Source organism: Marinomonas sp. ef1, from assembly GCF_002806845.1.
Taxonomy (GTDB): Bacteria; Pseudomonadota; Gammaproteobacteria; order Pseudomonadales; family Marinomonadaceae; genus Marinomonas; species Marinomonas polaris.
Genome location: NZ_NHTT01000001.1, coordinates 141748 through 155468 on the forward strand (window position 1 = coordinate 141748; position 13721 = coordinate 155468).

The following is a 13721-nucleotide window of genomic DNA, read 5'->3' on the forward strand; positions in this document are numbered from 1 at the left end:
ATATATTGCCTAGTGGGTAAAATTGAGATGGGTCATTGTTTTTGTATTTAGATATTTAATTACTCGATGAACGTAGGTATAGAGAGATAGTGTTAAGTTATTTATTTATTTTTTTAGTTTCTTTTTTGTCAGCTACTATTTTGCCCTTGGGCTCAGAAGGTTTGTTGCTTTATTATGCAAATGACGCAACCTTGTCGGTATTTTATCTATGGATTTGGGCAAGTTTGGGGAATACATTAGGGGGGGTAACAAACTGGTTCTTAGGGCTGTATTTGATTCGTTTCGAGCACAAAAAATGGTTTCCGATGAAGGCGCCCACTCGACAAAAAGCAGAACGTTTTTTTAATAAGTATGGTATTTGGAGCTTATTATTTACTTGGCTGCCTGTTGTTGGCGACGGGATTGCTTTAGTATCGGGAATGTTGCGTACACCTATTTGGTATTTTTTACCTTTGGTTTTGATTGGCAAAGCGGCTCGTTATGCCTTAATTTTGTGGGGACAGCACTTACTATTGACTCTGTAAGAGGTACGGATAAAAAAGTCCATGATAGTAAGCGCGAAGTTCTAATGATGTACATGGAGAATAGAATAATGGGAATGTCCAAAAAACTGATCGTAGTGATGGCAGGATTATCATTAGGTGCTTGCTCATCTCTGGACGATAAAAACACCTTTATGACCTATGGCGATTTGCAAGATAAAGTTCGTACTCATGATGAACAATGGCAAAACGTACAATCGAAATTGGATAGAATTGACGAGCTAGAAGCTGAAGTCGCAGCATTAAAGCAAGGTAAGGCTCTGCCAACCAAATCTGCAGCAATGTCAAATAACATGGCTGGTAATGGTATGTCGACTAGTGCAACTATGGCGGCTGTAAATGTAGCTCCTGCTGTTATGCAGGCACCTATAGACAGTCAAGGTAATGCTGATCCAATGACTATCGATCCAGAAGAAAACTTCGAGATGGATAGAGCGGCTCCTCCTGTTGTCGTTGCGCCGGTGATGGCAACAAAACAAACGACAGTGACTGGAGACGAATACGGTGTGCAAGTGGCTTCTTATGGTAATCGTGATGAAGCTGTTCGTGGTTGGAGAGTACTGCAGAAGTCCTATCCAACAGTTTTTAACGGTTTAGAGCCATTAGTGAATCAAAAAGAAGTCAATGGTCGTACTATGTATCAGCTTAAAGTAGGGCCATTTGTGAATAAAACATTTAGTTCAGACTTTTGTAAAATGTTAAAAGAAAAGGGCAAAGATTGCCTAGTTACGCAATATAATGGTGAGCCTTTCGCTAGCAACTAAATTTTTTAGTGAAATAAAAAAGGCGCGTTTTATTTCTGTAAACCAGAATATAAGACGCGCCTTTTTAGTTTGGAGCTAGGATAAGTTTAAATAAGTAACCTACATCAAAGGAAATGCAGAATCATAGATTTTGCCTTGACCATCTTCGATGGTGATTTCGCTTTTATATTTATCATCTTCTAATTTAATCAAACCTTGTTGTACAAAACTATCGATGATCATTAATGCCTGTTGTTTTACTTCTGGTGCATTCAATGGTGCGCGCATTTTACTGGCAATGAATTGCTCTGCTAGGCTGCGTACCAAGGGTTCATCTGCTTCAAGGTTGGCTGTAACAATCGCGTTGTACAACCAAAACTCAGGAATAGAAAGCTCCTCAATAATTGGTGTGCCAATATCGGCAAGCTTGCTCGTTAGCGTTGCATTGAAGCTACCTTCAGGGAAAGTTCCACTGAAATCAGTGATGTTGAATTCTGGTTTCGCTGCAAGTAACTCACCAATATTATCTTGCATAAAAGCCAATATTACTTCGTAAACAGCATCTGACGAATGGGTTTGAGCTAGCAGGTTGTCAGAAAAGTTTTTGTAATCAATAAAGAATTTATTGCTCAGCTTGGTCAGCTCAGTGACTAAAGAAAGATCACTCGCTTTAAACTCTCCAAACATGGCATCTTTAATAAGATAACCAATTTCAATACTACCTAGTTGCGTTTCCTTATCTAAGCTAGAACCCATTTCAATATTTAGACCTGAAAGTTCAGTATCAGCACCTATATTAAGCTTTTCAAGGTTGAAGTCTGTTGTGCTGTCATAAAATCCACCTTGCATGATGGTGGCTAAGTTTGCGTTCAACTCAATAGACAGTGTGAATCCTTCTGCTTTAACTGGAGTATAACCGTCAACTATATCAATTTGATCTAAGGTGCCTTGGTAGATGAATCCTTGATCTGTCATTTCACCTTGGCCTGTGTAACCACTAAATTGAAATGTATTAGCTGGGTTACTAAAGGCAGGAATACTATCGGCTACTTTGAAGTTACCTGTAAAGCCGCCAAGCACAGAAAGCTCATATAAAGGCAGGTCTTCATTCCAGTCTATGAAGTTACGTTGTTTGTCACCTGTATAACTAATTTTAGTATCGTACAAACCAAATAAGCCTTGGCTTGCAAACAGTAGAGGGCCGTAATGCGTATCAATAATGAGTTCGGCTTCAAGAACTCCTTCTTGAATTGTTGGATCGATTTGTGTGGTATCAAAAGTTACAAGCACTTTATTTTCAGAGCCGAACCACGCTAAATCTGTAGACACAATATTCGCTGTATAGCCTGGAGCTTTATTAATATTTGAGATCAGTTCCGCGACTTTTTCTTGATGCTTAGGAGCGATAAATTTAGGTGCCACTAAGCAAGCAGCAACAAGCGTGAAAACGAGCACGGAAAGTATTTTCTTCACTGGAAGTTCCTTTTCATAGGATGGGTTAAGGTGCGCGTATGATACAGACTAATTCTTATGAAACAAAATGAAGACGGATGTTTGTGAAGAAACTTAAAGAAAAGTTGGAGTGTTTGAAGTGTTTTGTTTTTTAAAAGGTTTAATGCACAGAAACATTAAGTTCTTATATAAAATTCACTACCCAGCGATACTGTGAAAGCTGGATAGTGATTTAAGTTAACTTATAACTGAAAGGGAATATAAAGAGCGATAGCCGGGAAAAAATATACAGCTAGCAAACAGCCAAGCATGATAAGTATAAAAGGCCAAACGCCCTGAATGACTTCCGAGGATTTCCCTCCAGACACCGATTGAATGACGAAGAGATTTAACCCAACGGGCGGTGTAATCAATGCGCACTCAATCATGATCACAAAGATGATAGCGAACCAAATTGGGTCGATACCTAACATGCCAAGCGATGGGTAAAGTACTGGCATCATGATCAATAGCATAGATACAGACTCAAGAAAGAAGCCCATAATTAGCAAGACAAAACACACTGCCGCTATGAACAAACCTACTTCAGATATATTCTCACTGACTAACATCGAAATATCTTGAGGAATTTGGTACAGAGTAATGGCTTTACCAAAGACTTTCGCGCCAGCAATGATAAGAAAAATCGTCACCGTATTTTTCATTGTGCTCATAGCTGCGGCTTTGAATTTCTCAAGGCTAAAGGTTCCCATCATGATGACAATAATCAGAGAAACCGCAACACCGACACCTGCAGATTCAGTTGGCGTGAATACACCAGTATAAATACCGCCAATGATGATGCTAGCTAGTAACAGCGTTGGTATTGCTCGTAAGCTGGCACTTTTGCGTTCAGCGCTAGTAGCCTTTTCACTTGGCGTGTAATCTTTGCTGAAGCGTGCGTAAAAAAAACAGTAAACAATGAAGCTACCTGCCATTAATAAACCGGGCACGATACCCGCTAAAAATAAATCGACAATGGATTCTTCGGTAATAACGCCATATACGATCATTGGAATAGAAGGCGGAATCAGGATACCTAAGGTACCGCCCGCGGCGATTAAACCGTATACGAATGGTTTGTTATAGCCTCGGTCAGTCATTTCTTTGATAGCTACGTTTCCTATGGTTGCCGCTGTAGCGACAGATGATCCAGAAATAGCCGAAAATATAGTACAAGAAGCGATTGTGGCAATGCCAAGACCGCCAGGCCAATGACCGACCCAAGATTGTACGGCTCTAAATAAGTCTTTGCCTATGCCACCTTGCAGCAAGATATTCGACATCAATAGAAACAGTGGAACAGATAATAAAATAAAGCTGTCGAAGGAAGAGTAAAGCGCTAGCGGCGCCATCATTGGTGAGAAGCCAGCTAATAACAGCATCCCTAAACCTAACCCACCTAAGGCAAAAGCAACAGGTACGCCGATTAACAACGCTAAGACCATGATAACCAGTAACAGGATAATCGTCATTATAGTGAAACCTCTTCGTGTTCTTGATAATCACCCGCGAACATCAAAAATATTTCCATGACGGCTTGTAATGTTAGTAACCCAAATCCAATAGGGATGGCTGATTTTGTTGTCCAAAGTGGTAGCCCCAGCATACTTGCTGATGCAGAGCCCATTTCAATGGATTCTTTTAATAGTTGATAACCATAAAAGGTAATAAATCCCGCGAAGAAGATGATCGATAATAGCGCGACGAAGTCAGACAGTTTTTTCGCTTTTTCACCCAGCATATTGGTTAGAAAATCGATGCGAATCAGTGCTTTGTTTTGCAATACCCAACTGGCGCCTAAACAGGTTGCCCAAATCTGACAAAGCAATGATATGTCTTCTGACCAGATAGTAGGTGCAGTAAATATATAACGGGCAACGACTTCATAAGTGATAATTGCAGCGATGAAAACAAACAGTGCTGCAGATAGCTGGCCGCATAATCGAATTACTCGGTAGTTTATACGAACCCAAAGAGCGGGGTGTTCTGCTCGCCAAGCTGACAAGTCCTGCTTTTTTTCTTCATGGTTGGACATAAGCCAATACTCCAAAAAACAACGAAATATCGCGGATGAAGGGCTCATCCGCGATATATTTTTATAAGCTTAAAGGTTTTCGGCAGCTTGAATGACTTTAAAACCGAGTGGACCTGAATTATCTAAGAAAGATTCTTTAACAGAGGTGGTCGCTTTACGCCAAGCGATGATGTCGTCATCAGTAAGATGAATCACCTTCATGTGTTTTTCAGCATCTACGATAGCATCGCTCTCGATTTTTTTGATTTTATCTCTTAGCTCAACTTCAACTTTACGAGCTGCATCAGACAGAATTTTTTGATTATCAGCAGATAAAGATTCCCATACTTTTTCATTGATAACAGTTAAGAACTCAATGTCAGCATGATTCGTTAGAGTAAGGTAATCCATTACTTGGTAAAGCTTACGTGGGCCAACCGCAGATACGCCTGTCATGCCTGCATCTACTGTACCTCGTTGGTAGGCTAGGAATTGTTCAGAGCCAGATAGTGATGTTGGTGCGCCGCCTACTGCGTTAACAAATTCACCTAATGTTTTACCAAAAACACGAACTTTCATGCCTTTCATATCTTCTGGTAGTTCAATTGGTTTTTTCTTAGAAAGTAACGCTATGCCACCATAAGCTTGCCACCATAATGGACGCGTACCGGTTTTTAGAATGGCTTCATCCAGTAATTTGCGAACTTGGCTATCAGGGCGAGTTGCAGCTTCTACCTTGTCTTGAGAAGGAAACATGAAAGGCACATAAAAAACATCTACTGCTGGAATAGTTCCTGCAAGCTGAGAAAGACTCATCACACCCATTTCAATGGCGCCAGAACTCACTGCTTGGTGCACTTCGCTGTCTTTAAACAGTTGTGCAGAAGGATAAATTTTGATCTTAATATCACCATGGCTTTTTTCTTCTACTTCTTTTTTGAAGTCGACAAGGTTTTGACCAAGATGATGTTTAAGAGGTAATTGCAGCGAAATCCCTAACGTTGTTTCTGCTAATGTTGGCAAAGAAGCCATCAAAGTAGACGTTAATAAGCCAGTTTTTAGAAGGGTTTTATAATTCATGGTAAAGTCCTGTTTTCTTATTAATCATTATTTTTATAGTTTTATTACTGCTAGTTTTTTATTTTAGTGCTTTTCAATACGAGCTTTAAGATCAATGACACTTTGTGATAAAGGTCTTGTTTCAGTTCGTAAGCCTGCCTTGGCAACTTGTCCTGATATATCGTGTTCTAGTAATTCTGGTAGCTCGCGAGCCATGACTAATAAAGTAGTCAAATCTACACCCGTATCTAAACCGATGGATTCTAGCATGTGAACTAGGTCTTCTGTACAGATGTTACCTGTGGCTCCTGGTGCGTAAGGGCAACCGCCGATGCCACCTAATGACGCATCTAGTTGAGTGATACCAGCAGACAAACCAGCAAGCGCGTTCGCTAATCCCATACCGCGCGTGTTGTGTAAATGCAACGTCACATCGAGCGCTGGAAAAATATCGCGAACTTGCGAACATAACTCATAGACTTGTCTTGGTGATGCCATACCTGTTGTGTCAGCAATCGAAATACTCTGAATGCCAATATCAATATATTGATGAATGACTTTGATTACACGCTCAGGAGCGATAATGCCTTCAAAAGGGCAGCCAAATGAAGTGGCTAATGAAGCATTAATTCGAGTGCTACTGCCTTTCATTAACTCGCAAATACGTATGAACTGCGCCAATGACTGCTCACATGACATACGCATGTTCGAAAGGTTATGCGATTCACTCACCGACATAACCAGGTTTACTTCATCCGCCTTGGTCGCCAGTGCACGCTCTGCGCCTTTTTCATTGGGAACCAGTGTCACATAAGTGACTTTGGGATTACGCGTAATGCTATTCATGACTTCTTCAGCATCACGCAGATTAGGAATTGCCTTTGGCGATACAAAAGAGGTGACTTCGATTTTATTTAAACCAAGTAAAGATAGGCGGTCGATGATCTCGATTTTCTTATCTGTTGGTATAAAAAGCGCTTCGCTCTGAAAACCATCGCGAGTCGCCACTTCGTTAATTCGTACCTTGGTTGGTAGATTCTGCATGAACATAATAGGCTCCTAAATCACACCCTTGGCACGTAGCACGGCAAGCTTGTCTTTGTCGATTCCAACTGAGCCTAAAATTTCGTCTGTGTGCTCGCCCAGTTTTGGCCCTAGCCACTGAGTTTTGCCAGGTGTTAGGCTTAATTTTGGCACTATGCCAGGAAGTGATATTTTATCGTCACCAGAAAGCGGATGTTCAACAATCATTTCTCGGGCATGAAAGTGTGGGTCGTTAAAAATATCTTCCGCATTGTTTATGCCGCTAGACGGCACGGCGGCTTCTTCTAAAATAGCAAGCGCATCTTTAAGAGAATGCTGAGATGTCCAAGCTTGAATTGCTTCATCTAGTTCGTCGGAGCGTTTAGCTCGACCGTCATTTTGCGCTAACTCTGGATCGTTTGCTAAATCTGGTCGTTCCATTGCATTCATTAAACGCTTGAAAATACTGTCGCTGTTAGCGGCAATAACAATGTAGCGTTCGTCTTTGCTCATATAAGAACCAGATGGTGCAATGCCCGGCATACTGGCGCCAGTACGTTCTCGTATAAAACCGAACATACCGTATTCAGGGATCAAACTTTCCATCACACCGAATACAGATTCGTATAAGGCTACATCGATAAACTGCCCAGTGCCTTTATTTACTTTTAAGTGATGCATCGCCATCATGGCACCGATTACGCCGTAAAGTGATGCAAGTGTGTCGCCAATGCTGACACCCACTCGAACCGGAGGTCTATCTGGATAACCAACAAGGTGACGTAAGCCACCAATGGATTCTGCAATCGCAGCAAAACCAGGACGCGAAGAATAAGGCCCATCCTGACCATAACCTGAAACACGTAACATGATGAGTTCTGGTTTAATAGCAGATAATTGCTCCCAACCAAGATTCCATTTTTCTAAGGTGCCAGGACGGAAGTTTTCGATGACTATGTCGACGTCTTTTACCAAGTCATGGATGATGGCTTGGGCATCCGCCGATTTAAGATCGAGTGTAATAGATTTTTTATTGCGGCTTTGTGAGTACCACCAAAGAGAAGTGTCTTTGTACATTTTGCGCCATTTGCGCAATGGATCACCGCTTCCGGGAGGTTCAACCTTAATTACTTCTGCGCCGAATTGAGCAAAAATGCTGCCAGCATAGGGACCGGCGATGAGAGATCCCAGTTCTAAAACGCGTACGCCCTTTAAAGGTAATTCGGTTTCATTGTTAGAATTTGTGTTAGATGACGAGTCGCGTTGGTTCATTCTCGTTTCCCTTAATTATTTTTTGTAATTGTTGTAATTATCATCTTTTAATCTAGAGCAAGAGCAAAGCGCCTAAATGTTAGGCTGCCATCTCTTTAGGATATGGCAAGATTTATAGTCATTAAGTTGTACGTAAATGGGTTAATAAATGGTGAGCGGCGTCGAGCAGTTGATCCGAACTGCGAACACAGATCTTAAGTTCTCGATGTGCCCAGCTGTCTAATAATGGCAAAGCCTCTATTCGTGAAGCTTTTATATAGGGGCGAGCAATGTCGATAGGCATAAGTCCTATACCAAGTCCTGATTCCACCATGCTGCAAAGCGCTTCATAGCTGGTGACTTGAATGCGCATATTTAGTGGTAAATTGGCATTGGTAGACGCATTAATCATTTGGTTATTGATAGCACTTCCTGTATGTAAACCGACATAGTCATGCCCTAAAGTGTCTACAAACTTGACCTCTTTGTATTGTCCAAGAGGGTGCCCAACCGGAGTGATGACCACAAGACGGTCTGTTTTATAAGGATAGATAGAAAGGTCTGGGTATTCTCTTGAAGCGATGGTGACAATACCAATATCTGCTGCATTCTCTGCTACGGCACGAATGATTTCGCTACTGATTTTCTCTTCCAAATGAATTTGCACCAAAGGGTTTTGGTTCAGAAAAGAGCGCAGTTGTTTAGGGAGAAATTGGCTGATAGCAGAAATGTTGGCTACCATTCGAACTTGCCCTCGAACACCGTGGGAGAACTCATTCATTTGGTTATAAATATCATCTAACTGATGCAGCACGCCGCGGGACATCTGTAACAAAGCTTGACCAGCTGGAGTGGCAACTACGCCGCGATTGGTGCGCATCATTAATGGGGTATGAAGCAATTGCTCTAATTCCTTGATGCGTTTTGATACAGCAGAAGCCGCAATGAAATTCAATTCGGCAGCGCGGGCAATTGAGCCTTGCTCTATGACGCAGACGAACAATCGCAGGGAAGTTGGGTCAATTCGCATTCAGGATTCCATTCATATTTTATTGCTTTTTGTGGCTGATTCTTGCTTTTATATGATGTTAAGCGTGCAAAGATCATATCTCATCTTACTTTTTTCTCATACTATAGCGGCGCCTTTACTACGATTAAATGTTTGTGGTGTTTGGCTATTTTTGCCGCTATTAATTTTTACAAGGGTTGTCACAAAATGGTTTTCGAAGAATATTCTCGGATAGTAAAAGGATTTCAGCTTGAGGCGTCATTATCGTTAACTGATAGTTTTGACGCAGTGTGCGCCGCGCAGGATGCTCTGATTACTAAAATTGTCGAGAAAGGTGCCACGATCGCCGGTTGGAAAATTGTCGATAAAGATGGCGTGATTATTCTTTCTCCTATTTTTGACTTCCAAGTATTCGCCAATCTTGGCGACACCATTCCACATCAAGCATTTCGCGGTACTGAGTTAGAAGTGTGCTTTCAATTGACTGTACCAAGTACGACAGATGCAATTAATGAATTGGTTGGTGAATTGACATCTTTTGCAGCTGTCGAACTGATTCGTCCGGCTATTCACCCTACGAACCATTCAGCGTGTGATTTCTATTTCAACTACGGTGTTTTTGTCTCTCAAAAGCCAGTAGCTGGTGAGATACTTTTTGAAGGTGGTAATCAAGGTTATACCTACTCTGCAGGATTGGATCAGCTTGTAGAGGCAAAGAAAGACGTGGTGAAGAAAGGTATACTTCAATGTATTCAACGAGGCTACGGCAATAAAGACTACTTTTTTATTACCGGAACCTTAAATGGATTAGTGTCAGCCGCTGAGTCTTTAGGTGTGAACCGAGTTATGAATCAGGGTAATGCTATTATTCAATTTGAGATAGTCTAATAGCTTCATTAATTGTGTCGCTTCATAAAAAGTGCTGCTTTATCGCGTTGGTCCTTGCGTTTCTTGGACCTTAACATCGAGATTGAGCAGCTCTACCGGTGGCCCGAACTGGGTGTAGATTGCCACATCAGCAGCGTCTCGCCCAAAAGCGATAGCGACGCGACCACCTTGTAAATCCGCTTGCGTTGGATCAAATGTGTACCAACGATTGCCAACGTAGGCTTCAAACCACGCATGTAAATCCATCGGCTCTAAGCCTTCAAGATAACCGACCACCATGCGTGCAGGAATGGCAAGCGCTCTACAGCAAGCAATGCCCAAATGTGCCATGTCTCGACAAACACCTCGTCCTAATCCGTTTAGCTCTGATGCACTTATGTTTTGTTCGCCTTCACCCGGTGTGTACTGAATATTTTTGCGAATATAATCGACGATAGCACTGCATTGGTCATAGCCTGGAGTTAAGCCTGCAACAATGGATGACGCCATTTCGGTAAAATGATCGGAGTCGCAATAACGACTAGGGTGCAAAAAAGGTAAGGTTTCGTCGGGTAGTTGCTGGATGTCAACAAAAGGCGCGCCGGGTGCAGTATCTGAAGCGTTGGCGGTTTCTATTACCACAGAAATACGAATCGAAAAATGTCCGACAGGAGCGACTAATCTTTGGCATAAGTTTCCAAAGGAATCGGTAAACTCAACTGCTGGCACACTAGGCGACAACACATATTCTTCTCGAGCAATCCATTGTTGCATACCGCTACGAGGTCGTAACATAAGCACAAAAGGTGACGGTGTCTCAATGTTGAACTCAAGAGTACTGGATGCTTCTAACCACATAAAACAACTCCCGAATTGATGGTTTACTCATTACAGTAGCAGCTATAAGTATGATCAGCTATAGGACATCTTTATATCTACGTTAAATAAATGAATGTGTGTTTAACTTATTCAGGTCTAAGCATCTAATGATGAAACATGGCTGATATTGCTGTTTTTAATACTTCTTATGATAAAAGCTCCCGTTTGATCTTTGCTTAGAATAATATCCTGGGACCCAATGATAAGAGCTTATGCTCTAAATACCTTTACCTATGGTGATGATCTAACCGGACGTATTTCGAATGACGACAGAATTACATAAAAATAATAATTTTCTTAATGCGCCTTTACCCTTTGTGTTTCTAAAAACAGCGGCACCGATTATTTTGATCATGATGGTGAATGGTTCGTTTGCGCTGGTGGACGCGTACTTCCTTGGTGTGTTTGTTGGCGCCGATGCCCTAACTGCCGTTACTTCTATGTTTCCTGCTTTTATTCTGATTGTTGCTTTGTCAACGTTAGTATCGAATGGTTTTGCCAGTTTGATGGCGCGGCAATTAGGCGCGGGAAATGGATCTAGTGCCGTGGAAGTGTTCTCGCAAGCGATTAGTTTGTCTTTAGTGGTCTGTGCTGTGCTGATCGGTTTGTTTTTACTAGGTGGACACGCGTTAACAGATGCAGTGAGTAATGGCTCAAATCTGATTGCCGATATGAGTTATCGTTATATATCTATTTTGGTCTTTTTCTCTCCCTTGGTCTTTGTTCTAGCTATTAATGGTGACAGTTTACGCTGCGAAGGGCGTGTTTCTTTCATGGCGTCGGTCTCTCTTTTGTCAGTGCTACTGAATGGCGTATTTAACTATTTGTTGATTGTCGGTTTGAATTGGGGGGTAGAGGGTTCTGCTTATGGCACTGTTTTGGCACAAGCTGTCTCTTTAGTTATTGTTTTTTGCTATCGGAAATATCAGAAAAACGAGCTTAACCTTCAGGTTGTGTCGTTTTCAAAATCTCGACAGCATTGGCTGACGTTTTTGTCTTTAGGAGCACCTTCGAGTTTAAATTATATCGGCTTGGCATTAACGTCTGGCGCTATTTTATACAATTTGCAAACGTGGGATGCTGCTAATTATGCAACGACAGTGGGAGCTTATGGCATTATCACGCGTTTAATGACGTTTATTTTCTTGCCTTTGCTTGGGCTTAGCATGGCGTTTCAAGCGATTGTTGGTAACAACTTTGGAGCGAATGAGTTGAGCCGAGTAAATGTCAGTATTAAAATTGCTCTGACTATTGCCTTTGTTTATTGCCTGCTATTACAGACGATAGCGTTTGTTTTTAAACGTGATTTAGGGATGTTGTTTGTTAGTGATCAAGCTGTGATTAGTGAGGTAGTGCGAATTTTACCGTTTTCTACTTTGGCGCTTTTTCTGGTTGGCCCGCAAATGATGATTAGCATGTTTTTCCAAGCCATTGGTGATGCAAAAAGAGCGGGCATTTTAGGCATCATGAAAACCTATGCGTTCTCTCTGCCGTTGATTTTTATTCTACCGTACTTCTTTTCTGAGTGGGGAATTTGGTATGCAGCCGCGAGCACTGAGTTTCTTGCTTTGTTGCTGACTGTTTTTGTATTAAGTCAGCGTAATCGAACTCAAAACACAAGTCTTGGATTGTTTTTTAAAGAAGCACAATGAGCTTTTAAAATACTGATTGCGTTTATTGTTCTTAAAGGTTCCCAACACCGCTAGCTCCATTGAGTTTGAGTGCTAAAGAAAGCCCTAGATTATCTATCGAAAAATGATGATTGGTTTTTTCAACAGAGATTTTTGTTAGACGAGCTAGAACACATCCGCTGTGTGACTACGAGTGACCAGTTTAAGTTTATGGTGAGAATGTGTAAGGTGTGGCCGTACCCTAATTAAGGCGATCTTGATGTGTCTTTACCAGCTCTGAAAGAAAATCCGCCACAGCGCGAGTGCGTTTCGATTGGGTTAAATCACTCTGGATAACGAGGTAAATTTCTTGATTGACCTCTGGTGTGTCGATAAGGCAAACAAGTTCAGTGTGCCGTGCTACTAGGTGTGGCAACACCGCCACGCCGATTCCCGCAAGGCAAGCACTTACTTGTGTTGCTACCGATGTGGTGGTGATAATGGGCTCTTTTCCTGCTAATTGATTGGCTATCCATTGTGCTGCGGGCAAATGCTCGTAATGCTCTCCCCATTGAATAAAATTGTCATTAGCGTCATCGCGTTCCTTTTGGTAATGAGTGCTGCAGTAGAGTCCGTAGCCTAGCGTACCAACATGTTGGAAGCTGACATTGCCATTAGTTGGACGCACCATACGTAAGGCAAGGTCAGCATCTCGACGATGTAAATTGGCTTTATGAATGTCAGTGACAATATCGATGTGTAAGTTAGGGTAAGTTTGCTGAAAACGGCCTAGTGCTGGCAAAATGAGGTGAGTGGCGAGGTTTTCAGCCGTAGCGACTTTGACCCTTCCGATCAGTTGAGATTCCTTTTTCGCACTCTTGGTAAACGCAAAAGCGGCGGCTTCCATTGCCTCTGCTTTATTTAATAGATTCTTGCCTTCATCCGTCAGTTGGTAACCTGTTTGAAAACGCAAAAAGAGCGGTGTTTGAAGACTGTGCTCAAGACGCTCTATTTTTCGTGATAGTGTAGCAATTCCCATGTCTAGGGATTTTGCTGCTACGGTAAGCGTGCCGAAACGGGCAAGCGCCAAGAAAGCTTTTGTATCATCCCAAATTATCTCTTTCATAAGATATTCCGCTAAAGTTGTTTTTCAATATTGAAAAATGACTTCTCTATTTTTTCTAAATATTTCGATTATAAAAAATGACATAGTAACAAGCAATGCAACTG

The 13721-nt window shown here is 41.7% G+C and carries 13 protein-coding genes; 4 read left to right on the forward strand and 9 right to left on the reverse strand.

Translation table 11 applies throughout. The features are described 5' to 3' along the window. Window positions 1–125: 125 nt before the first annotated feature. Complete coding sequence (locus CCS02_RS00650; RefSeq protein WP_232617137.1) at window positions 126–524, forward strand: YqaA family protein; 399 nt, start codon at window positions 126–128, stop codon at window positions 522–524. Window positions 525–592: 68 nt separating this feature from the next. Next, complete coding sequence (locus tag CCS02_RS00655; protein ID WP_100187436.1) at window positions 593–1306, forward strand: SPOR domain-containing protein; 714 nt, start codon at window positions 593–595, stop codon at window positions 1304–1306. A 99-nt stretch (window positions 1307–1405) separates the two neighbouring features. Here the strand turns inward: CCS02_RS00655 and CCS02_RS00660 are convergent, their stop codons facing one another. The 7 genes from CCS02_RS00660 to CCS02_RS00690 form a co-directional block, all read right to left on the reverse strand. After that, window positions 1406–2758: a YdgA family protein gene (locus CCS02_RS00660; protein WP_100635287.1), complete on the reverse strand. Its 1353-nt coding sequence runs from the start codon at window positions 2756–2758 to the stop codon at window positions 1406–1408. A 221-nt stretch (window positions 2759–2979) separates the two neighbouring features. Beyond that, on the reverse strand, window positions 2980–4251 hold the full coding sequence (locus CCS02_RS00665) for a TRAP transporter large permease (RefSeq protein WP_012069183.1): 1272 nt from the start codon (window positions 4249–4251) through the stop codon (window positions 2980–2982). After that, entirely contained in the window at window positions 4251–4814 is a 564-nt protein-coding gene (locus CCS02_RS00670) for a TRAP transporter small permease (protein WP_012069184.1), read from the reverse strand. Before CCS02_RS00670 ends, CCS02_RS00665 begins: the two co-directional genes overlap by 1 nt. Window positions 4815–4883: 69 nt before the next feature. Continuing rightward, window positions 4884–5873 carry a TRAP transporter substrate-binding protein gene (locus CCS02_RS00675; RefSeq protein WP_100635288.1) on the reverse strand — a complete coding sequence of 330 codons (990 nt, stop codon included), beginning with the start codon at window positions 5871–5873 and terminating at the stop codon, window positions 4884–4886. Between the two features lie 63 nt (window positions 5874–5936). Continuing rightward, window positions 5937–6902, reverse strand: coding sequence for a hydroxymethylglutaryl-CoA lyase (locus CCS02_RS00680; RefSeq protein WP_012069186.1), 966 nt, complete (start codon window positions 6900–6902; stop codon window positions 5937–5939). Window positions 6903–6911: 9 nt separating this feature from the next. Beyond that, window positions 6912–8147 carry a CaiB/BaiF CoA transferase family protein gene (locus CCS02_RS00685; RefSeq protein WP_100635289.1) on the reverse strand — a complete coding sequence of 412 codons (1236 nt, stop codon included), beginning with the start codon at window positions 8145–8147 and terminating at the stop codon, window positions 6912–6914. Between the two features lie 121 nt (window positions 8148–8268). Further along, on the reverse strand, window positions 8269–9156 hold the full coding sequence (locus CCS02_RS00690; RefSeq protein WP_012069188.1) for a LysR family transcriptional regulator: 888 nt from the start codon (window positions 9154–9156) through the stop codon (window positions 8269–8271). 186 nt (window positions 9157–9342) lie between these two features. Here CCS02_RS00690 and CCS02_RS00695 point away from each other — a divergent pair, with 186 nt between their 5' ends. Next, window positions 9343–10023, forward strand: coding sequence for a hypothetical protein (locus tag CCS02_RS00695; protein ID WP_100187439.1), 681 nt, complete (start codon window positions 9343–9345; stop codon window positions 10021–10023). 39 nt (window positions 10024–10062) lie between these two features. Here CCS02_RS00695 and CCS02_RS00700 read toward each other — a convergent pair whose 3' ends face one another. Continuing rightward, entirely contained in the window at window positions 10063–10860 is a 798-nt protein-coding gene (locus CCS02_RS00700; RefSeq protein ID WP_012069190.1) for a transglutaminase domain-containing protein, read from the reverse strand. A 284-nt stretch (window positions 10861–11144) separates the two neighbouring features. Here CCS02_RS00700 and CCS02_RS00705 point away from each other — a divergent pair, with 284 nt between their 5' ends. After that, complete coding sequence (locus CCS02_RS00705; protein ID WP_100635290.1) at window positions 11145–12533, forward strand: MATE family efflux transporter; 1389 nt, start codon at window positions 11145–11147, stop codon at window positions 12531–12533. A gap of 220 nt (window positions 12534–12753) precedes the next feature. On the opposite strand, the gene CCS02_RS00710 is transcribed toward CCS02_RS00705, so the two are convergent. Then, window positions 12754–13617 carry a LysR family transcriptional regulator gene (locus tag CCS02_RS00710; protein WP_100635291.1) on the reverse strand — a complete coding sequence of 288 codons (864 nt, stop codon included), beginning with the start codon at window positions 13615–13617 and terminating at the stop codon, window positions 12754–12756. Window positions 13618–13721 lie beyond the last annotated feature (104 nt).

Coding starts and splice junctions, on each gene's coding strand:
- CCS02_RS00665 (WP_012069183.1), bottom strand. CDS start 4,251: ATGACGATTATCCTGTTACTGGTTATCATGGTCTTAGCGTTGTTAATC.
- CCS02_RS00690 (WP_012069188.1), bottom strand. CDS start 9,156: ATGCGAATTGACCCAACTTCCCTGCGATTGTTCGTCTGCGTCATAGAG.
- CCS02_RS00700 (WP_012069190.1), bottom strand. CDS start 10,860: ATGTGGTTAGAAGCATCCAGTACTCTTGAGTTCAACATTGAGACACCG.
- CCS02_RS00710 (WP_100635291.1), bottom strand. CDS start 13,617: ATGAAAGAGATAATTTGGGATGATACAAAAGCTTTCTTGGCGCTTGCC.
- CCS02_RS00675 (WP_100635288.1), bottom strand. CDS start 5,873: ATGAATTATAAAACCCTTCTAAAAACTGGCTTATTAACGTCTACTTTG.
- CCS02_RS00705 (WP_100635290.1), top strand. CDS start 11,145: ATGACGACAGAATTACATAAAAATAATAATTTTCTTAATGCGCCTTTA.
- CCS02_RS00685 (WP_100635289.1), bottom strand. CDS start 8,147: ATGAACCAACGCGACTCGTCATCTAACACAAATTCTAACAATGAAACC.
- CCS02_RS00655 (WP_100187436.1), top strand. CDS start 593: ATGGGAATGTCCAAAAAACTGATCGTAGTGATGGCAGGATTATCATTA.
- CCS02_RS00670 (WP_012069184.1), bottom strand. CDS start 4,814: ATGTCCAACCATGAAGAAAAAAAGCAGGACTTGTCAGCTTGGCGAGCA.
- CCS02_RS00680 (WP_012069186.1), bottom strand. CDS start 6,902: ATGTTCATGCAGAATCTACCAACCAAGGTACGAATTAACGAAGTGGCG.
- CCS02_RS00695 (WP_100187439.1), top strand. CDS start 9,343: ATGGTTTTCGAAGAATATTCTCGGATAGTAAAAGGATTTCAGCTTGAG.